The sequence below is a fragment of the Pseudomonas sp. GW822-FHT01E03 genome, from assembly GCF_058802985.1.
Window position 1 is genome coordinate 385210 of sequence record NZ_JBXAOQ010000006.1, and the last position, 20118, is coordinate 405327.

Annotated in this window: 22 protein-coding genes; 11 read left to right on the top strand and 11 right to left on the bottom strand. The window is 58.9% G+C overall.

Features of this window, described 5'->3' with window-relative positions:
• Positions 1-102 precede the first annotated feature (102 nt).
• Positions 103-1110, top strand: coding sequence for an RNA polymerase sigma factor RpoS (gene rpoS / locus AC1RP7_RS15075; RefSeq protein ID WP_007990225.1), 1008 nt, complete (start codon positions 103-105; stop codon positions 1108-1110).
• A 471-nt stretch (positions 1111-1581) separates the two neighbouring features.
• On the opposite strand, the gene fdxA is transcribed toward rpoS, so the two are convergent.
• On the bottom strand, positions 1582-1905 hold the full coding sequence (gene fdxA, locus AC1RP7_RS15080) for a ferredoxin FdxA (RefSeq protein ID WP_007970729.1): 324 nt from the start codon (positions 1903-1905) through the stop codon (positions 1582-1584).
• A gap of 142 nt (positions 1906-2047) precedes the next feature.
• Positions 2048-4627 carry a DNA mismatch repair protein MutS gene (gene mutS / locus AC1RP7_RS15085; protein ID WP_057716154.1) on the bottom strand — a complete coding sequence of 860 codons (2580 nt, stop codon included), beginning with the start codon at positions 4625-4627 and terminating at the stop codon, positions 2048-2050.
• 209 nt (positions 4628-4836) lie between these two features.
• Between mutS and AC1RP7_RS15090 the strand changes: the two genes are divergently transcribed.
• The 5 genes from AC1RP7_RS15090 (at position 4837) to recX (ending at position 8323) form a co-directional block, all read left to right on the top strand.
• On the top strand, positions 4837-5571 hold the full coding sequence (locus tag AC1RP7_RS15090) for a LexA family transcriptional regulator (RefSeq protein WP_150812917.1): 735 nt from the start codon (positions 4837-4839) through the stop codon (positions 5569-5571).
• Positions 5572-5744: 173 nt separating this feature from the next.
• A complete protein-coding gene (locus AC1RP7_RS15095) occupies positions 5745-6086 on the top strand; it encodes a phage holin family protein (RefSeq protein ID WP_057716153.1) in 342 nt (113 codons plus the stop codon).
• Between the two features lie 118 nt (positions 6087-6204).
• Entirely contained in the window at positions 6205-6705 is a 501-nt protein-coding gene (locus AC1RP7_RS15100; RefSeq protein WP_057716659.1) for a CinA family protein, read from the top strand.
• A gap of 83 nt (positions 6706-6788) precedes the next feature.
• Complete coding sequence (gene recA / locus AC1RP7_RS15105) at positions 6789-7847, top strand: recombinase RecA (protein WP_007996915.1); 1059 nt, start codon at positions 6789-6791, stop codon at positions 7845-7847.
• Positions 7848-7855: 8 nt separating this feature from the next.
• On the top strand, positions 7856-8323 hold the full coding sequence (gene recX / locus AC1RP7_RS15110; RefSeq protein ID WP_493182187.1) for a recombination regulator RecX: 468 nt from the start codon (positions 7856-7858) through the stop codon (positions 8321-8323).
• A 44-nt stretch (positions 8324-8367) separates the two neighbouring features.
• Here recX and AC1RP7_RS15115 read toward each other — a convergent pair whose 3' ends face one another.
• Positions 8368-9486, bottom strand: a complete 1119-nt coding sequence (locus AC1RP7_RS15115) for an LOG family protein (protein ID WP_493182189.1) — start codon at positions 9484-9486, stop codon at positions 8368-8370.
• A 481-nt stretch (positions 9487-9967) separates the two neighbouring features.
• Here AC1RP7_RS15115 and AC1RP7_RS15120 point away from each other — a divergent pair, with 481 nt between their 5' ends.
• A complete protein-coding gene (locus AC1RP7_RS15120; protein ID WP_057716151.1) occupies positions 9968-10162 on the top strand; it encodes a hypothetical protein in 195 nt (64 codons plus the stop codon).
• On the opposite strand, the gene AC1RP7_RS15125 is transcribed toward AC1RP7_RS15120, so the two are convergent.
• Positions 10163-10585 (bottom strand): PA3611 family quorum-sensing-regulated virulence factor, encoded by a 423-nt coding sequence (locus tag AC1RP7_RS15125; protein WP_057716150.1) that lies wholly within the window; start codon positions 10583-10585, stop codon positions 10163-10165.
• Positions 10586-10774: 189 nt separating this feature from the next.
• Between AC1RP7_RS15125 and AC1RP7_RS15130 the strand changes: the two genes are divergently transcribed.
• From AC1RP7_RS15130 to AC1RP7_RS15140, 3 genes are all read left to right on the top strand, one after another.
• Positions 10775-11533 (top strand): tRNA-uridine aminocarboxypropyltransferase, encoded by a 759-nt coding sequence (locus AC1RP7_RS15130; protein WP_218495046.1) that lies wholly within the window; start codon positions 10775-10777, stop codon positions 11531-11533.
• A gap of 218 nt (positions 11534-11751) precedes the next feature.
• Positions 11752-12402 (top strand): response regulator transcription factor ErdR, encoded by a 651-nt coding sequence (erdR, locus tag AC1RP7_RS15135; protein WP_090453499.1) that lies wholly within the window; start codon positions 11752-11754, stop codon positions 12400-12402.
• Positions 12403-12477: 75 nt separating this feature from the next.
• Positions 12478-12840 carry a diacylglycerol kinase gene (locus tag AC1RP7_RS15140; protein WP_057716147.1) on the top strand — a complete coding sequence of 121 codons (363 nt, stop codon included), beginning with the start codon at positions 12478-12480 and terminating at the stop codon, positions 12838-12840.
• Here the strand turns inward: AC1RP7_RS15140 and AC1RP7_RS15145 are convergent.
• The gene (locus AC1RP7_RS15145; RefSeq protein WP_043302480.1) at positions 12837-13763 is read right to left on the bottom strand and encodes a LysR family transcriptional regulator; all 927 of its coding nucleotides are present in this window, start codon (positions 13761-13763) and stop codon (positions 12837-12839) included. The two genes, AC1RP7_RS15140 and AC1RP7_RS15145, sit on opposite strands and share 4 nt — an antisense overlap.
• 148 nt (positions 13764-13911) lie before the next feature.
• Here AC1RP7_RS15145 and fpr point away from each other — a divergent pair, with 148 nt between their 5' ends.
• On the top strand, positions 13912-14691 hold the full coding sequence (gene fpr, locus AC1RP7_RS15150) for a ferredoxin-NADP reductase (RefSeq protein ID WP_008054100.1): 780 nt from the start codon (positions 13912-13914) through the stop codon (positions 14689-14691).
• 182 nt (positions 14692-14873) lie between these two features.
• Here the strand turns inward: fpr and tsaA are convergent, their stop codons facing one another.
• From tsaA to rimO, 6 genes are all read right to left on the bottom strand, one after another.
• Positions 14874-15569: a tRNA (N6-threonylcarbamoyladenosine(37)-N6)-methyltransferase TrmO gene (gene tsaA / locus AC1RP7_RS15155; protein ID WP_493182191.1), complete on the bottom strand. Its 696-nt coding sequence runs from the start codon at positions 15567-15569 to the stop codon at positions 14874-14876.
• Positions 15570-15755: 186 nt separating this feature from the next.
• On the bottom strand, positions 15756-16526 hold the full coding sequence (locus AC1RP7_RS15160; RefSeq protein WP_057716145.1) for an SDR family oxidoreductase: 771 nt from the start codon (positions 16524-16526) through the stop codon (positions 15756-15758).
• A 215-nt stretch (positions 16527-16741) separates the two neighbouring features.
• Complete coding sequence (locus AC1RP7_RS15165) at positions 16742-17212, bottom strand: YehS family protein (protein ID WP_046041186.1); 471 nt, start codon at positions 17210-17212, stop codon at positions 16742-16744.
• Positions 17213-17287: 75 nt separating this feature from the next.
• Positions 17288-17998, bottom strand: a complete 711-nt coding sequence (locus tag AC1RP7_RS15170) for an rRNA pseudouridine synthase (RefSeq protein ID WP_057716144.1) — start codon at positions 17996-17998, stop codon at positions 17288-17290.
• A 190-nt stretch (positions 17999-18188) separates the two neighbouring features.
• On the bottom strand, positions 18189-18662 hold the full coding sequence (locus AC1RP7_RS15175; RefSeq protein ID WP_150812923.1) for a GNAT family N-acetyltransferase: 474 nt from the start codon (positions 18660-18662) through the stop codon (positions 18189-18191).
• A gap of 112 nt (positions 18663-18774) precedes the next feature.
• Positions 18775-20112 (bottom strand): 30S ribosomal protein S12 methylthiotransferase RimO, encoded by a 1338-nt coding sequence (rimO, locus tag AC1RP7_RS15180; protein WP_340316493.1) that lies wholly within the window; start codon positions 20110-20112, stop codon positions 18775-18777.
• Positions 20113-20118: the final 6 nt, after the last annotated feature.

A 20118-nucleotide genomic window follows, 5' to 3' on the forward strand; every position in this document is an offset into this window, starting at 1 on the left:
GCTACCAGCCTGTTCCGTCGCGTAGAGGGGACAGGCTCCAGCGTTGCCAGGGAGAAAGGCGCCGCTTGAGCTTGAGGTCGAACTCACCAAAGGACTATAACAATGGCTCTCAGTAAAGAAGTGCCGGAGTTTGACATCGACGATGAGGTTCTCCTGATGGAGAGCAGCATCGATACGGATTCGATGTCGAATGATGAAGGGGCGGCTCCACCTTCCGTTCGTGCCAAATCCAAACACTCCGCATCCTTGAAACAGCACAAGTACATTGACTACACGCGGGCACTTGATGCCACGCAGTTGTATCTCAATGAAATTGGTTTCTCTCCCCTGCTATCACCCGAAGAAGAAGTTCATTTTGCGCGCCTGTCGCAAAGTGGCGATCCGGCCGGGCGCAAACGCATGATTGAAAGCAACCTGCGACTGGTGGTGAAAATCGCCCGACGCTACGTCAATCGTGGGTTGTCGCTACTGGACCTGATCGAAGAGGGCAACCTCGGCTTGATCCGGGCGGTGGAGAAGTTCGATCCGGAACGCGGTTTCCGCTTCTCGACCTACGCGACCTGGTGGATTCGCCAGACCATCGAACGCGCAATCATGAATCAGACCCGGACCATCCGGTTGCCGATCCATGTGGTCAAGGAGCTGAATGTGTACCTGCGGGCCGCGCGGGAGCTGACGCAAAAACTCGACCATGAACCCTCACCCGAAGAAATCGCCAACCTGCTGGAAAAACCGGTGGGAGAGGTCAAGCGTATGCTCGGCCTTAACGAACGGGTTTCTTCGGTCGACGTCTCGCTGGGTCCGGATTCGGATAAAACCCTGCTGGACACCCTGACTGACGACCGTCCAACCGATCCATGCGAATTGTTGCAGGACGACGACCTGTCCCAGAGCATCGATCAATGGCTCTCGGAACTGACCGACAAGCAACGCGAAGTGGTTGTACGCCGCTTCGGCCTGCGCGGCCATGAAAGCAGTACCCTTGAAGACGTCGGCCTGGAAATCGGCCTGACCCGGGAGCGGGTCAGACAGATTCAGGTGGAAGGCTTGAAGCGGCTGCGCGAGATCCTGGAAAAAAATGGTCTGTCGAGCGAGTCGCTGTTCCAATAAGGCACTCACTGCGATGGCATGAAAAACCCCGACTGGCTCGGGGTTTTTTATTGCCTGGCCAGGAGACCGAGTCCCCTCGGGATTTTGGTTTCGTGCTGTAAGCCTAGGCTTACTCTTGCGTAAGTGTTCGTTATTTTTACACCCCGGCAGTCGTCCATTCGGAGCGTCGACCGCTTATATATCTTTGATTTATATTAATATTTTTTAGTATTAATGATGCGTGACACCTGAATCTCGCGCCAAGGGCCGATTGATCCCGGAGGGGAACACTCTAGTATTGAGGTTGTGTCGACGGACAGACACGTCCTTCATGGATGAGGGATATGGATATCGCAGGACGCGATTCATCAGGACGATGAAAAGGAATACAGGGAATAGGGAAGAAATGTGGGCGGGTCAAACCGCCCCTTTTTTTGCCCGCAGAAAAGCAAAAAGGCCCTTGTGGGGCCTTTTTCGCGAACGCGGGGGTAATCAGCGTTCGAGGTCTGCGATCTTGCCTGGCTTGCCGTCCCATTCTGCGGAATCGGGCATTGGATCTTTGCGTTCGGTGATGTTTGGCCAGATATCGGCCAACTCAGCGTTCAGCTCAATGAAGTTTTCCATGCCGGCCGGAACTTCATCTTCAGAGAAGATAGCCACGGCAGGGCATTCAGGTTCGCACAGCGCGCAATCGATGCACTCATCCGGGTGGATCACCAGGAAATTCGGGCCTTCGTAAAAGCAGTCCACCGGACAGACTTCTACGCAGTCGGTGTACTTGCACTTGATGCAGTTGTCGGTGACGACGAAGGTCATTTCTAATTTTCTCCTCAGGCGCGGCTTGCTGCGCCCCTTCTCGTAGGGGTCGCCAGGTTCGGGAGCGATAGTCTGCTGGCCAGGCTATTAGCCAGCAGCATCCCAAACCGCGCGAGATTCTAACAGCTTGCAAGCCGCTGCGTTAGATCCGTGTCTTTAGTGTATAGAGCATTTCGAGAGCACGACGTGGCGTCATGTCGTCCAGGTCGAGCTTGGCCAGGTCATCCAGCACCGGGTGCGGCAGGCTGGCGAACAGGTCGCTTTGCTGCGGCGCGGCCGGTTTGCCTTTGGCCGGTGCCGGTGTTTCGTGGGGCAGGGCGGTGTCTTCCAGGCGGCTCAGATGCTCGCGAGCACGGGTGATGACCTCGCTCGGTACGCCTGCCAGCTGCGCAACGGCCAGGCCATAACTTTGGCTGGCCGGCCCGGGCAATACGTGGTGCAGGAATACGATGCGCTCGTTGTGCTCGGTGGCATTGAGGTGCACGTTGGCCACCAGCGGCTGGGCTTCCGGCAGGACGGTCAGTTCAAAGTAGTGGGTGGCGAACAGCGTGTAGGCACGCAGATGCGCCAGGCGCTCGGCCGCCGCCCATGCCAGGGACAGACCGTCGAAGGTGCTGGTGCCGCGCCCGACTTCGTCCATCAGCACCAGGCTGCGCTCGGTGGCGTTGTGCAGGATGTTCGCGGTTTCGCTCATTTCCACCATGAAGGTCGAACGCCCGCCGGCCAGGTCATCGCTGGAGCCGATCCGGGTGAAGATGCGGTCGACCAGCGACAATTCGCAACTGGCCGCTGGCACGAAGCTGCCGATGTGCGCCAAGAGCACAATCAATGCGGTCTGACGCATGTAGGTGGATTTACCGCCCATGTTCGGACCGGTGATCACCAGCATGCGGGTGTTGTCGTCCAGGCTCAGGTCGTTGGCCACGAACGGCGTGGTCAGCACTTGTTCGACCACCGGGTGACGACCCTGGCTGATGCGCATGCACGGCTCGCTGACGAAGCGCGGGCAGTTCAGATCGAGGTTCAGTGCACGTTCGGCCAGGTTGCTCAAGACGTCCAGCTCGGCCAGGGCGCCGGCGGTGTCCTGCAACGGTGGCAGCTGGCTGATCAGATCTTCGAGCAACGCTTCGTACAGCATCTTCTCGCGGGCCAGGGCGCGGCTCTTGGCTGACAGTGCCTTGTCTTCGAATGCCTTGAGTTCCGGCGTAATGAAGCGCTCGGCGCCTTTGAGCGTCTGGCGACGAATATAGTCGGCCGGTGCCGATTCCGCCTGCTTGCTTGGCAGCTCGATGAAGTAACCGTGGATGCGGTTGTAACCAACCTTCAGATGCGACAGGCCGGTGCGGGCCTTTTCCCGTGCCTCGAGGTCGATCAGGAATTGTCCGGCGTTTTCGCTCAGCGACTGCAATTCGTCGAGTTCGCTGTCGTAGCCGGTTTTTAGCACGCCCCCATCACGAATGACCGCGGGCGGGTTGTCGATGATGGCTTTTTCCAGCAGTGCCGCCAGTTCCGGATAGGTGCTGGTGATGGTGGCGAGTTGCTGGAGGTGTGGGGCTTCGAGCTCCGTCATTGCCACTTGCAGTTCGGGCAGTGCGCCGAGGGCGTCACGCAACCGGGCGAGGTCGCGGGGGCGGGCATTACGCAGGCCGATCCGCGCAAGAATCCGCTCGATGTCGCCGATTTCCTTGAGCTGCGGTTGCAGTCTTTCGAAGCGATAACCGTCGAGCAGGCAGGTGATCGAGCTCTGGCGTGCCAACAGCACCGTCAAGTCGCGCAATGGGCGATTCAGCCAGCGGGTCAGCAGGCGGCTGCCCATGGCGGTCTGGCAACGGTCCACCACCGATTGCAGGGTGTTGTCGCGGCCCCCGGCCAGGTTGGTGTCGAGCTCCAGGTTGCGACGGCTGGCGCCATCGAGCACCACGGTGTCGTCCAGGCGTTCATGACGCAAACTGCGCAAGTGGGGCAGGGCGGTGCGCTGGGTTTCCTTGGCGTAGGCCAGCAGGCAACCGGCGGCACCGATCGCCAGGGTCAGGTTTTCGCAGCCAAAGCCCTTGAGATCCTGGGTCGAGAATTGCTGGCACAGGCTTTTGAGCGCCGAATCGCGCTCGAAATCCCACGGCGCACGGCGACGCACGCCGCGGCGTTTTTCCGCCGGCAAGTCCTTGGGCCAGTCATCCGGGATCAGTAATTCCACCGGGTTGACCCGCTCCAGTTCCGCCAGCAGGTTTTCCCAGCCCTTGATTTCCAGCACGCTGAAGTTGCCGCTGGTGATGTCCAGTACCGCCAGGCCGAACAGGCGCTCATCGCCCAGGACAGCAGCGATCAGGTTGTCCCTGCGCTCGTCGAGCAGCGCCTCGTCACTCACCGTCCCCGGCGTGATGATGCGTACCACCTGCCGCTCCACCGGCCCTTTGCTGGTGGCCGGGTCGCCGACCTGCTCGCAGATCACCACCGATTCGCCAAGCTTCACCAGTTTTGCCAGGTAGCCCTCGGCGGCGTGGTAAGGAATCCCGCACATCGGAATCGCCTGGCCGGCCGACTGCCCGCGGGCCGTCAGGGTGATGTCCAGCAACTTGGCGGCCTTCTTCGCGTCTTCATAGAAGATCTCGTAGAAGTCGCCCATGCGGTAGAACATCAGCTGGTCCGGGTGCTGGTTTTTCAGGCGCCAGTACTGCTGCATCATCGGGGTGTGGGAGGACAGGTCGGAGACGGCTTTATTCATCGGATTGTCAGGAAGCTCGTTGAAAGAGGTGGGGCAAAAGCAGGGCAACGGCCGGGCTTTTCCGCGATGGGCGCAAGGTTACCATGGGCGGTCTGCCCGACGCAGGCGCCACGGCCGGGTGACATCCTTTACGATGCAAAAATCATGTTATGCATCGATTATGCAAATCGGCATTGTCTTCTTCGAAAAGTGCAAGCACTATGCGCGTTATGCAAAAGCGCAACGTATCTACTGTATTAAGGGCATTGCTCGATCAGCACGGGATCTCCCCCACGGAGCTTCACCGTCGCACCGGCGTGCCTCAATCCACGCTCTCGCGCATTCTCAGCGGGAAGATCGTCGATCCTTCGGATAAACATATTTCGAAGATTGCCGAGTATTTCGCCTTGAGCACCGACCAGTTGCGTGGCCGCGCGGACGTCTCGTCTGCCGCCAATGCCGGGCGCGCTCCTGTGCATTCGGAACTCAAGGATATAAGTCTGTGGGACGACGATACCCCGGTCGATGACGACGAGGTGTCGGTCCCCTTTCTTCGCGAGGTTGAATTGGCTGCGGGATCGGGAAGATTCGTTATCGAGGAGAGCGAGCGCTCTAGCCTGCGCTTCGGCAAACGGAGTCTGCGCCATAACGGCGTGCAGTTCGACCAGGCCAAATGCGTGACAGTGCGGGGCAACAGCATGTTGCCGGTGCTGCGCGACGGCGCCACGGTCGGGGTCAATGCCGGCAAGTGCGGCATTGGCGATATCGTTGACGGCGACCTTTATGCAATCAATCACAACGGCCAATTGCGGGTGAAGCAACTCTATCGCCTGCCGACCGGCATTCGCTTGCGCAGCTTCAACCGTGACGAGCATCCGGACGAAGATTACACCTTTCAGGAGATCCAGGAGGAGCCGATTGTAATCCTCGGACATGTCTTCTGGTGGGGTATGTACGCCCGCTAACACTCATCCGTTTAGATAAAACCCGCTTCCCGAGCGGGTTTTTTTCGTGTGCTGAAAGCATTGGGCATACTTTTAATAATGCGTTTGTGCATTGACTGAATATGCATAAGTGCATAATGTTGCTGCCTGACTATTAAAGAATGCGCTGTGATCACTACTCAAGGAGGCATGAAATGACCGCTGAGCAATATGCATTGCTGGACATGCCTTTGTGGCTGGTCATCAGCCTGCCAATCCTTGGTGGCGTTGCCGGTGAAATGTGGCGTGCCGAAAAAGAGGGCGTTCGTGGCTGGTCCCTTGTCCGGCGCCTGAGCCTGCGGTCTGGATCCAGCATGATCTGCGGCGCTTCGGTCATCATGCTGCTGCACGCTGCCAATGTTTCCATCTGGGCTGCTTGTGCGGGTGGTTGTTTAGCGGCGATGGCCGGGACAGACGTCGTTCTGGGGTTGTATGAGCGTTGGCTGGCCAAGCGCATGGGTATCGGCCATACCCCCTCCGGTGACGTGGAAGATTGATTCTCCGACAGGCCTTTTCCAGAGCCTCCGGTTCTTTACATTTTGATCGTTCCTGTCGCTTGCAAGTGCGGTCTGCTCGTGTACGGTTAACCTCATCCCGCCCGATCAGGAGATGACCGTGAACGAAATCACCCAGCTCGCCGCCGAACTCGGCAGACGCCTGCAGGTTCTCAATGCCCATGTCACCACGGCGGAGTCCTGCACCGGCGGAGGCATCGCCGAGGCAATTACCCGTATCCCCGGGAGTTCGGCCTGGTTCGAGGCCGGTTATGTCACTTACTCCAACCGACAGAAAACCCTGCAACTGAATGTACCGGTGGAGTTGTTCACCACCGTGGGCGCGGTCAGCCGCGAGGTGGTCGAGGCGATGGTCCGGGGGGCGCAGGAGAAAAATAGCGCGTATTTCTCCGTGGCGGTCAGTGGCATCGCCGGGCCGGATGGCGGAACGGCGAACAAGCCGGTTGGCACGGTGTGGCTGGCCTGGGGCGTCGGAGATCAGGTGTTCTGCGAGCGGCAGCACTTCCCGGGTAATCGCGATGACGTCCGCCGACAAACGGTGAAGGCCGCGCTAGAGGGGCTGCTGCGCTATGCCGCGGCAGAAATCTCAAATCAGGGGTAGGCGATCCGGAAACGCTGTGGAATAATACTGGCTACTTATACAGGTGTTGGCCGTCAGGCCTTATTGATTACGTGAGGACTTTAATGGACGACAACAAGAAGAAAGCCTTGGCTGCGGCCCTGGGTCAGATCGAACGTCAATTCGGCAAGGGTGCCGTAATGCGTATGGGCGATCAGGACCGTCAGGCGATCCCGGCCATTTCCACTGGCTCTCTGGGGCTGGACATCGCTCTCGGCATCGGCGGTCTGCCAAAAGGCCGTATTGTTGAAATCTACGGTCCTGAATCTTCCGGTAAAACCACGCTGACCTTGTCCGTGATCGCCCAGGCTCAAAAAGCCGGCGCGACCTGCGCATTCGTCGACGCCGAACACGCCCTCGACCCTGAGTACGCCGGCAAGCTGGGCGTCAACGTCGACGACCTGCTGGTTTCCCAGCCGGATACCGGCGAGCAGGCCCTGGAAATCACCGACATGCTGGTGCGTTCCAACGCGGTTGACGTGATCATCGTCGACTCCGTGGCCGCCCTGGTGCCAAAGGCTGAAATCGAAGGCGAAATGGGTGACATGCACGTGGGCCTGCAAGCCCGTCTGATGTCCCAGGCACTGCGTAAAATCACCGGTAACATCAAGAACGCCAACTGCCTAGTGATCTTCATCAACCAGATCCGTATGAAAATTGGCGTGATGTTCGGTAGCCCGGAAACCACCACCGGTGGTAACGCACTGAAGTTCTACGCATCGGTTCGTCTGGACATCCGTCGTACGGGTGCGGTGAAAGAAGGTGATGAGGTCGTCGGTAGCGAAACCCGCGTCAAGGTTGTGAAGAACAAGGTGGCTTCGCCGTTCCGTCAGGCTGAGTTCCAGATTCTTTACGGCAAGGGCATCTACCTCAACGGTGAGATGATCGACCTGGGTGTTCTGCACGGTTTCGTCGAGAAATCCGGCGCCTGGTATGCCTATGAAGGCACCAAGATTGGTCAAGGCAAGGCCAACTCGGCCAAGTTCCTGGCAGACAATCCGGAAGTCGCGGCAAAGCTGGAGAAGCAACTGCGTGACAAGCTGCTGTCGCCTGCATCGGTTGCGGACGCCAAAGCTTCTGCGGTCAAAGAGACCGAAGACGACCTGGCTGACGCTGATATCTGATCGAAGCGATGACCGCCGTACTCGATACACTCGTCGCGGTGCGGCGAACCGCAATGGACCTGCTCGCACGACGCGAGCACGGTCGTGTCGAGCTGACGCGTAAACTGCGTCAGCGCGGCGCCCTCCCTGAAATGATCGAAACAGCACTCGACCGGTTGACGGAAGAGGGGTTGTTGTCCGAAACCCGTTACCTGGAAAGTTTCGTTTCCTACCGCGCCCGCTCCGGTTATGGCCCTTTACGCATTCGTGAAGAGTTGAGCCAGCGTGGCCTGCAGCGCACCGATATTGAACTCGCCCTGCGTGAGAGCGGTATCGACTGGCAGGAGCAATTGATCGATACCTGGCGACGCAAGTTCTCCGGGCAATTGCCGGCAGACGCCAGGGAGCGAGCCAAACAAGGCAGGTTCCTGGCGTATCGGGGATACTCCATGGAAATGATCAACCGCCTGTTCAGCGGTCGAGGGATGGACGATTGAACTGAAACGGCCCGCTATTTAGATGGCGGGCCGTTTTTTATGCCTCACGAAACCTTTGACGGCTCCCGCGTGCGTTGTTGTACCTGGGGTTTTGATTGTGCCCAGTTTTCCGGCAGGTTGATGTAGTCCACAAGCTCGCGCAGGCGACCATGATTGCGGGCATTGAAGTTGAAGACCAGCCGCGCCAGATGGCTGAATTCGGCTTCGTTGTGTTCTTCACCGCTGTAAGCGTGCTGATGGAAATGATCGCTCAGGCACAGGTCGGCGAACGCCTCCTGCATGTGTTCGAGGGCGTGGTCGCTGAGTGTGTGATTCATGCGAATCAGGAACTGATGCTTGAGCCAGCGACTGGAGTGGAAGTTGCTGTAGAACTGGTTGATGTGCTCTACCGCTTCTTCGACGTTGTAGACCAGTTTCACCAGTTTCATGTCAGTGGGCAGGATGTAGTGGTTTTCTTCCAGTTGCTGGTGAATGAAGTCCAGTGCGCCTTGCCAGAATTTGCCGTCCGGCGAGTCGAGCAGCACCACGGGTACCAATGGGCTCTTGCCGGTCTGGATCAGTGTCAGTACTTCCAGCGCCTCATCCAGCGTACCGAAGCCACCCGGACACAGTACCAGGGCGTCGGCTTCCTTGACGAAGAACAGCTTGCGGGTGAAGAAGAAGTGGAAGGGCAGCAGGCTGGTCGTGCCGTCGACAGTGGGGTTGGCATGCTGTTCGAAGGGCAGGGTAATGTTGAACCCCAGGCTGTTTGCCAGTCCGGCGCCCTCATGGGCGGCGGCCATGATGCCGCCACCGGCGCCGGTAATGACCATCATGTCCGAGCGCGCCAGAGCGGCGCCGAGTTCCCGGGCCATGCTGTAGAGCGGATGTTCCATGGGGGTTCGGGCCGAGCCGAATACAGTGACCTTGCGTCGCCCCTTGAATTGTTCCAGCACGCGGAAAGCCTGCTCCAGTTCGCGCAGGGCTTGCAGGGTGATTTTGGCATTCCAGCGGTTGTGGTCTTCCTGGGCCATGCGCAGCACGGTCAGGATCATGTCGCGGTAGATCGGGATGTTCGGGCTGTTGGGTGAAATCAGCTTGAGTTGTTCTTCGACCTTGCTGATAAGGTCGTGGCCGCTTTCTTCAAAATGACGGCTCAGGAGATCGTTCGGTTGGTAAGGCATTCAACTTCTCCTTCTGCACAGAACCCTCGGCCCGACAATGTACGTCGGTGCCACGACACTTCATGTGTCGCTGTCTGCCCAGGCCCATGCCTGGGCGACCTACTTGACCCGAAAGGCATCGGATCATCCAAACAGGTTCTGTTTTCCCTTGGATGAAAGAAACGTTCGCATAACACGACAAGCGACGGCCAGCCCCTTTCCAGGCCTGAAAAAGTGAAAGTGGATACCCTGAAATCTAGACCTTCACAGTGATTTGCGCTGCCTTGATCATTGCGCCTCAAAGTCTTTCCTGGCAACCGCTTATTGACGATTTGCAAGGTGCTTTCACCGCTCGTCTGAACGCACGTCGCGTGTGCTGCACTCTGATTTACTAAGTTACAGGTGCGACACGACAACTTTGCGTCAACGGCAAGGCGCGCAATACAAGCGGTTCAAGGATTTTTTGCTCAAACATGAGTGAAGTGCAAGGAGGCGGGAAACCATGGCCAGAGTCGTTCTGGAGATCGATACGCAACTGTATCGATTGCTGAAGTCATCGGCCGAGACCCATCATTTGAGTCTCGAAGAGGAGTGCTGCCGACGTTTGCGCGGTGGCGAGCGTCGTTCGCATTACTTGCAGGCGCTGCTGGCGGAACTGCGCGCCGAAGATGAACAACGGCGCGCCAACTCCAGGTGATTATTTTTTCTTCTTGGCAGGTTGCAGGCAATCCGATTCCTGGAAGCTTGCGGAGCCGACCGGGCGGTTGGTCTTCACCTCAGTGAAGTCGTAACGCATGATCGCGCCCTTGGCCATCAGCTTGCGAAACCCTTCGTTTCGGCAGACTGAGGCCCCCAACTGGAAGTAAACCGCTTTTGGATCTGCGCGCATCTTGTCGGCGTGGCTGCTCTGCACGCTCAGATGGTTGATCAACTGTTTGCCGTCAACGGTGTAGCCTTGATCGAGAATGTCTTCGTTGATCGCTCGAGGAGTGCCGACGCTGCTTTGGGTGGCGACGTTTTGCAGCATTTTGTTCAGTTCCGTGTCTTTCAAGGACGCAGCCTGGGCGTTGAAGGACGACGCCAGCAAAATGGCCGCGGTAGGAACGATAAGGCGCAGCATGAAACTCTCCTGGTTCAGTGATGCGGGGTTTGACCCGTCACGTGACTGTGCGTTCAGTGGCGGCGAATTATAGGGGAGGCTAGCTGGACGGTACAGGCTTGCGCCGGGCGGTCTGGTAAACTGCTGGCACTTTTTACCCTGTCGAGTGTTTTTCGTGTCGATTTCCCTTCTCTGTGGGCGTTGCCCGCGATGAGTCATACCCCCGCGCGCTTTGCCTTGAATGCCGTGGCCCGCTTGCGCGATCAGCGCGAAGAGGAGGGCATCAAGCCGATTCAGGCCCGCGGCTGGCGTGCGCCGCGCTGCCGTGACTGCCGGGTGATCGAGAGTCACTGTCTGTGTGCATGGCGTCCGCAGGTCGCTACCCGCTCCGGCGTGTGCCTGATCATGACCAACAAGGAGGTGTTCAAACCGAGCAACACCGGTTGGCTGATTGCCGACGTGGTGCCTGACAACCATGCGTTCATCTGGTCCCGTACCGAGATTGATCCGAAGTTGCTGGCGCTGTTGTCCGACCCGCAATGGCAGCCTTACCTGGTGTTTCCGGGTGAGTACGTCGAACCTGAGCGCGTGACAAACAGCGTGGACGTCGATGGCACGAAGCGCCCGCTTTTCATTCTGTTGGATGCGACCTGGACTGAAGCGCGAAAGATCTTTCGCAAGAGCCCCTATTTCGATCGACTGCCGATCCTCAGCCTGTTGCCGGAGAAACTCTCCCGCTACCGATTGCGCCGCTCGACCCGCAGCGAGCATCTGTGCACGGCGGAAGTGGCGGCGCTATGCCTTGACCTTGCAGGTGATGTCGCCGCGGCATCGGCGCTGGATGCCTACTTTGATGTGTTCAGCCAGCATTACCTCGATGCCAAGCATCAGTTGGACATGAACGTTTCGACCCCTGCACACGCCGAATTGATGCCCTATGTTCAGGTGGCCGCCCCATTGATGGACTGATTGTCGCGCATACTGCAATAAAGTGTACCGGCCATGCTGCTTGACCACCCCGGCTTCGCTGGGCATGCTTGGCGCCGATTAGGGTGCGGCCGGAGTTTTCGGCGCCGTTTTTTGCGCTGAGCGTGCCTTGTCAGTGCAGCTCCGTGGCTGTGCCTTGAGGTGCTTTGGCGAGGTCCGAATGCATCGGGCGTCCCATGAAAAACAGGATCATTTGAAAAATGGCCACATACGAAATCCTGATTGCCGATGACCACCCACTTTTTCGTAGTGCCTTGCATCAAGCGCTGACCTTGGGCCTTGGCCCGGATGTCCGTCTGGTGGAAGTGGCGAGCATCGCCGAACTGGAAGCCCGCCTGACGGAAAAGTCCGACTGGGATCTGGTGCTGCTGGACCTGAACATGCCGGGGGCCTACGGTTTTTCCGGGCTGGTCCTGCTGCGGGGGCAGTACCCGCAGATTCCGGTGGTCATGGTCTCGGCCCAGGAAGAACCGACCATCATGGTCAAGTCTCGTGAATTCGGCGCCAGTGGCTTCATTCCCAAATCCAGCGACTTGAGTGTGATCCAGAAAGCCGTGCGGGCGGTCCTCGATGGCGACGTGTTCTGGCCGCCACAGGCGTTCGAAGCGGTCAGCGTCTCGGATGAAGCCAAGGCGGCCAGCGAAGGGCTTGCCAGCCTCACCCCGCAGCAATTCCGGGTGCTGACCATGGTCTGCGAAGGCTTGCTGAACAAGCAGATCGCCTACGAGCTGAGTGTTTCCGAGGCGACTATCAAGGCGCACGTGACCGCGATTTTCCGTAAACTGAATGTGCGGACCCGGACCCAGGCCGCGCTGCTCTTGCAACAACTTGAGTCAATTTCCAGCCATTAAAGGCTGGCAAATTCACGCTTTTTTGACTTTGGTTGAACTAGCTTTCCCACTTCTTTTTTGCCAGTTGCCCACTCTATGTCACCTTTCAAAGGCCAGACCGGCCTGAAACGTATTCTCAATGCTTCCGGTTATTCGCTGGACGGCCTGCGCGCAGCCTTCACCGGTGAAGCTGCCTTTCGGCAATTGGTATTGCTCAACGTCATCCTGATTCCGTTGTCGTTCTTCCTGAATGTCAGCCGGGTCGAACAGGCGTTGTTGATCGCGGTATGCCTGTTGGCGTTGATCGTCGAGTTGCTCAACTCGGCCGTGGAAGCGGCCATCGACCGCATTTCCCTTGAGCGGCACCCGCTGTCCAAGAATGCCAAGGACATGGGCAGTGCCGCCCAGGCCGTGGCATTGAGCATGATTGCCCTGGTATGGGCGGTGATTCTGCTCTAGGCGATCGTCGGCAGCACGATCTCGTCGCTGCGCTGAACCCCGGCGGTGAAGGCGCGGCACAGATCGAGGAACTCGCGCATCGCCGAGGTCTGATATTTCTGTTTATGCCAGATGAAATAAAACTGTCGCGCCAGATCCAGATCCGGCGTCTCGACAGGCACCAGGCTGCCGCGGCGAAATGCGTCGCGCAAAGCCAGCCTGGAAATGCAGCCAATCCCCAAACCAGACTCCACCGCGCGTTTGATCGCTTCGGTGTGCTCAAGCTCGAGCCGGATGTTTAACGAAGTGCGGTGATGGCGCATGGCTTGATCGAAGGTCAACCGCGTGCCCGAGCCCTGTTCGCGCAGGATCCAGGCTTCGTGGCTCAACTCCTCCATGGTGGCCGTGCCACGCTTGGCCAACGGATGCTGGGGGGCGCAAAACACCACCAGTTCGTCCTCGACCCAGCTTTGCACTTCGATGTCCGGATGACTGCAGTCGCCTTCGATTAGACCCAGATCAATTTCATAGTGGGCCACTTGCTGCACGATATTGGCGGTGTTCTGTACATGCAGCTTCACTTGGCTTTCCGGGTGGCGCTGCATGAAGCTGCCGATCAACAATGTGGCCAGGTAATTGCCGATGGTCAGGGTCGCACCCACGGCCAGCGAGCCGAAACCGGATTTGCCATTGAGCAGGTCCTCGATTTCCTTGGCCTGGTCCAGCAGCGCCACCGCTTGTGGCAACAGCTGTTTGCCCAGGGCGTTCAGGCTCAACCGTTTGCCGGCACGGTCGAACAACTGGCAGCTGCACTGGCGCTCCAGTTCGGTGATCGAGGTGCTCGCCGCCGATTGCGAGAGGTTGAGCAGGCCCGCGGCACGGGACACACTTTCCTGCTGGGCGACGGCGACGAATACTTGAAGTTGACGGAGAGTAAATCGCATATCGATATAACCGATAACCCTTATCTTAATAATCCATTTAACAGATATTGTCTCTGCCTTTAGAATGCGATGCAATTGCGCAGAGCTGGCTTTTTTTGCAGAGCAGGCGCCGAACACGCGCAGACAAATCTCCAGGAGTCCCACGTACATGAGCAACATGAACCACGAGCGTGTCCTCAGTGTTCACCACTGGAACGACACTCTGTTCAGCTTCAAGTGCACCCGTGATCCGGGCCTGCGCTTCGAGAACGGTCAGTTCGTGATGATCGGCCTGCAACAGCCCAACGGCCGCCCGCTTATGCGCGCTTACTCGATTGCCAGCCCGAACTGGGAAGAGCATCTCGAGTTCTTCAGCATCAAGGTGCCTGATGGTCCGCTGACTTCGCAGTTACAGCATCTGAAGGAAGGCGATGAGATCATCATCAGCAAGAAGCCTACCGGCACGCTGGTACTGGATGACCTCAAGCCTGGCAAACATTTGTACCTGCTCAGCACCGGCACCGGTCTGGCGCCGTTCATGAGCGTCATCCAGGACCCGGAAACCTACGAGCGCTTCGAAAAAGTGATCCTGTGCCACGGCGTTCGTTACGTCAACGAAGTCGCTTACCGCGAGTTCATCACCGAGCACCTGCCGCAGAACGAGTTCTTCGGTGATGCGCTGCGTGACAAGTTGATCTACTACCCGACCGTGACCCGTGAGCCGTTCGAGAACGAAGGTCGCCTGACCGACCTGATGCGCAGCGGCAAGCTGTTCAGCGACATCGGTCTGCCACCGATCAACCCGCAGGACGACCGCGCCATGCTGTGCGGCAGCCCGAGCATGCTCGACGAGACCAGTGAAGTGCTGAACAGCTTCGGCCTGAAGGTTTCGCCGCGGATGCGCGAGCCGGGTGATTACCTGATCGAGCGAGCGTTCGTCGAGAAGTGACCGCAGGTCACGTTGTAGGAGCGAGCTCGCTCGCGATGGTCGTTAACGATAACGCGCGTTTTCTGGTTTAACGCGGTGAGTTCGAGCCCATCGCTGGCAAGCCAGCTCCTACAGTAGGTTCGCAGCACAAAGAAAAGCCCGCATGGCCTGAAAAGGTCATGCGGGCTTTTTCGTTGCCGGGTTTATTTAACCGGGATAACTTCCAGGACCCGGATCACGTTTGTTTCCGGGTAATGCCAACGCACATCCAGATCCCAGAACTGCGCGCCGTATTCCCGCTCGGGTGCAGGCATTTGATAGGCCGGGCGTGGATCCTGCGCCAGGCATTGCTCGATCAACTCAACCAAAGGCTCCTCAAGGCGCTGAGCGTGTTCGTGAGCCTGTTGCAGCGCTGCGTCCGTCCACTGCACGGGAATCAACAGCGGCGCAGCGCTGGCGATGCTGTTGGTGGCTGTATCGATGATGTCGGCGTAAGGCACGTAGGGTTTTATGTCGAGAATCGGCGTGCCGTCGAGCAAGTCAATACCGGATATCCACAGGCGATTGGCTTCGATCTTGTCCAGCTTGACCACGGATTGACCGATGCCATTGGGGCGGTGGGTGGCGCGGGTGGCGAACACGCCCATGGACTTGTTGCCGCCGAGGCGCGGTGGGCGGACCTTCAAGCGAGGTTTTTCTTCCAGGGCCTGGTGGAACAGGAACAGCAGCCACACGTGGCTGACCTGCTCCAGGCCTTGTACCGCGTCCCCTTGATCGAACGGAGCCACCAGTTCCAGCACGCCACGGGCAGCCGGGGCCAGTTGCGGTTGGCGCGGAATGGCGAATTTCTCCTTGAAGCAGGAGCGCACGAAGCCGATGGGGGAAACGCTGTAGGTCATGGTTTGGGGTCGAGGTGGAATTTAAGGCAGGCATGATAACCCACACGGCCTTTGGCCCGGTGGCGCCTATCAGTCCGTCATCGCGGGCAAGCCACGCTCCCACAGGGTTCTCGAGCGCACACAAGATTTGTGTCCGTCTCAAAACCTGTGGGAGCGTGGCTTGCCCGCGATGGCCGCACCGCCGATCTACAGGCTGAATCCACCATCCAGCGGAATGATATTCCCGGTCATATAAGCCCCGGCAGTACTCGCCAGGCTGATCGCCAGCGCCGCCATTTCCTCCTCGCGGCCCCAACGCTTCATCGGGATCAACGCCGTATCCTGCGCCAGCGCCTGTTCATCATTGCCGATGTGCTGGGTCATCTTGCTCGGAAACCGCCCCGGGGCGATCACGTTGACGTTGATGTGCTGGCTCACCAGTTCGCGCGCCAGAATCCTCGACAGTTGGTGCAACGCAGCCTTGCTCGGCCCGTAGGCATACGCCTGCTCGCCGAAGGAGGAAATCCCTGCCACCGATCCTATGTTGATGATCCGCGCCGGATTCGCTTCGGAACCGGCCTTGCGCAGCAGGGGCAGGAACTGCTGGATGCAGTTGAACACCGACGTCACGTTGAGCTGCATGACTTTTTCCCAGCCCTTGATCGGGTAGCTCTCCAATGGCGCGCCCCAGGTGGTGCCGGCATTGTTAACCAGGATGTCCAGATGAGTGATCTGCTCGCCCAGGCGCGTGGCCAGTTGCAGGACGCCCTCTTCGGTGGCGAGGTTCGCCGCGATGGCGCGGCAGCGGCCAAGTGCACCGAGTTCGTCAGCGGTTTGCTGGCAGGCTTCGACGTCGCGGGCGCAGACGTATACGGTGGCGCCCGCCTCGACGTAGGCCTTGGCGATCATCTTGCCGATACCACGGGTGCCGCCGGTCACCAGGGCGGTGCGGCCTTGCAGGGAAAAGTAGGGATGCATGGCGAATCCTGAGAACTGAGGTCTTTACACCCTAGTCGTCAGCCGCCAGAAGCGGAGCCACTATTTTTGCGCGGAATAGGGAGGCATTCGGTCCTGTAGGAGCTGGCTTGCCAGCGAAGGATGAGAGACCGCCGCGCTCATCCAGTCAGCACGCGTTATCGTTTGCGACCATCGCTGGCAAGCCAGCTCCTACAGAAAACAGATGTGTCTTGAGCTTACTGCGGGCGCACTCGCAGGGTCAGGCCCTTGAGGAAATTGCGTAGCAGCTGGTCGCCGCACGGGCGATAGTTGGTGTGACCGAACTTGCGGAACAGTGCGCTCAGTTCAGGCTTGGACACCGGGAACTCGGCAGCCTTGAGGATCGCGTGCATGTCGTCTTCTTTCAGCTCGAACGCCACCCGCAGCTTTTTCAGGATGATGTTATTGGTCACCGGCACTTCGATCGGCTGCGGCGGGCGGCTTTCGTCCTTGCCGCGCTTGAAGATCACCAGACCGTCAAGGAAGTGCGCCATGACTTCGTCCGGGCAGCGTACGAAACCTTCCTCGTCTTCCTCTTTCTTGTCGAGGTAGGTCAACAGATCCGGCAGGGTCACGTCCAGGCCGCCGAGCTTGATGATCTCGATGACTTTCTTGTCGCTGATGTCGAGCATGTAGCGCACGCTGCGCAGTACGTCGTTATGAATCATGTGTGCAGTCCTGATATTCAGCTGTGGGCGTCGCGGCCAGGCGCGGCGCCGAAATGGATGGCGGCGAGAAAAGCCTTAGAACTTCTCTTTGCCGGACAGATAGCGCCATTGCCCCACCGGCACTTTGCCGATGGACACGCCACCGATGCGAATACGGCGGATACCGACGACCTTGAGGCCGACCGCCTGGCAGAGCAGGGCGATGATGCCCGGCTGCGGGTTCTTCATGGCAAAGCGCAGACGGTTCTCGTTCTGCCAGCTGGCCTTGACCGCCGGCAACTCCTTGCCCTTGTAGGTCAGGCCGTGGTTCAGGCGGTTCAGGCCGTGGGCCACCATCTCGCCTTCAACCTCGACCACATACTCTTGCTCGATCTTGCTGGAGTCGGCGGTGAGTTTGCGCAGGATTTTCCAGTCCTGGGTGAACACCAGCAGCCCGCTGGCGTTGGCCTGCAGGTCGGTGCTGGCGGTCAGGCGCAGGAAGTGCCCGCGCAACGGGCGCTTGCCGTAGCGGTGCTCTTCGCTCAGGGTCTCGGCGCCGAGGGTGGCCAAGGCGGTGTCTGCGTCCATGCCTGCGGGCACATTGAGCAGCAGGGTCACCGGTTCCGGTGCGGTGGCCTTGGCTTCTGGATCAAGCTCGACTTTCTGGGTGTCGACCTTGAATTGCGGCTCGTCGATGACCACACCGTCGACGGTGACCCAGCCGCCCTCGATGAACAGCTCAGCCTCCCGACGGGAACAGCCGACGAGTTCGATGAGGCGTTTGGAGAGACGAATCGGGTCAGTCATGTCAGGGCCGTAACAAAAAGGGGGTGGGCATTGTACCTGCCTGGCGCCGGTTAATCCCGGTTCCATTTACGCAGTGAGGCTTTTTGTGGGAGCGGGCTTGCTCGCGAAAGGGCCATCAGCCTCAACATGTATGTTGGCTGACACACCGCCTTCGCGAGCAAGCCCGCTCCCACATTTGATCTGTGTTGTGTCATCCATGCCGTGATTTTTGCTGGTCCTGACGCAAACGCATGTGCAACAACGGATACGGCTGGCCCATGCCATCGACCTCCGAACGACCGATGACCTCGAAGCCTTGCTTGAAGTAAAAGCCGAGGGCTTGCGGGTTCTGTTCGTTGACGTCCAGTTCGTCGGCGTTCAGGTGTTCCAGGGCATAGTGCAACAATTTCTTGCCCAGGCCCTGGCCGCGATGGTCGGGGTCGATGAAGAGCATTTCGATCTTGCCCGCCGCGACGCCGGCGAACCCGGTGATGCGCTGGTTCGAATCCTTGGTGCAGATCAGCATCACCGCGTCGAGGTAGCGGGTCAGCACCAGGTTCTTCAGCAGTTCGATGTAGCTGTCTGGCAGAAAGTCGTGGGTGGCGCGTACCGAGGCCTCCCAGACCCGGGTCAATTCTTCGTAGTCGCCGAGTTTCGGCGTGTGGATGACCGAATGCTGACGCATGCCCGTCTGCCTCTTATGCAGTGGTTGATAGGAATCCTTCCATGTGCAAACGATAGCCGTAAAAAAGCCCCGCATCTCGTCAAGAGAGCGGGGCTTTGCGTATTTTTTGCGTTTAGATCTGTTCAGCCCACAGATCGTATTCGTCGGCGTCGGTCACTTTGCACCAGACCTTGTCGCCCGGCTTGAGGTTGCTGCCGTTGTCGATGAATACGTTGCCGTCGATTTCCGGGGCATCGAAGAAGCAGCGGCCGACCGCGCCTTGCTCGTCGACTTCATCGACCAGCACTTCAATCTCACGGCCGATGCGCATTTGCAGACGCGCCGAGCTGATGGACTGCTGGTGCGCCATGAAGCGCTCCCAGCGGTCCTGCTTGATGTCGTCCGGGACGACTTCCAGGTCCAGGTCATTGGCCGGTGCGCCTTCAACCGGCGAGTACTGGAAGCAGCCGACGCGGTCGAGCTGGGCTTCGGTCAGCCAGTTCAGCAGGTACTGGAAGTCTTCTTCGGTCTCGCCCGGGAAGCCGACGATGAAGGTCGAACGGATGATCAGGTCCGGGCAGATTTCGCGCCAGTTCTTGATCCGCGCCAGGGTCTTGTCTTCGAACGCCGGGCGTTTCATCGACTTGAGCACTTTCGGGCTGGCGTGCTGGAACGGGATGTCCAGGTACGGCAGGATCTTGCCGGCGGCCATCAACGGGATCAGCTCGTCAACGTGCGGGTACGGGTAAACGTAGTGCAGGCGAACCCAGACGCCGAGGGTGCTCAGGGCTTCGCAGAGTTCGGTCATGCGGGTTTTCACCGGCGCGCCGTTCCAGAAACCGGTGCGGTATTTCACGTCGACGCCGTAGGCGCTGGTGTCCTGGGAGATCACCAACAGCTCTTTGACGCCGGACTTGACCAGACGCTGGGCCTCGTCGAGCACATCACCCACCGGGCGGCTGACCAGTTTGCCGCGCATCGACGGGATGATGCAGAAGCTGCAGCTGTGGTTGCAGCCTTCGGAAATCTTCAGGTAGGCGTAGTGGCGCGGGGTCAGCTTGATGCCTTGTGGCGGCACCAGGTCGATCAGCGGGTTGTGGTCCTGGCGCGGCGGCACGACTTCGTGCACGGCATTGACCACTTGCTCGTACTGCTGCGGGCCGGTCACCGCCAGCACGCTCGGGTGTACGTTGCGAATGTTGCCTTCTTCGACGCCCATGCAGCCGGTCACGATGACCTTGCCGTTTTCCTTGATGGCTTCGCCAATCACTTCCAGGGACTCGGCCTTGGCCGAATCGATGAAGCCGCAAGTGTTGACTACCACGACATCGGCGTCCTGGTAAGTGGACACCACGTCATAGCCTTCCATGCGCAGCTGGGTAAGGATGCGCTCGGAGTCGACCAGTGCTTTGGGGCAACCCAGGGATACGAAGCCAACCTTTGGATTGGCCGGCGCAGGAGTGGTGGACATGTCTAA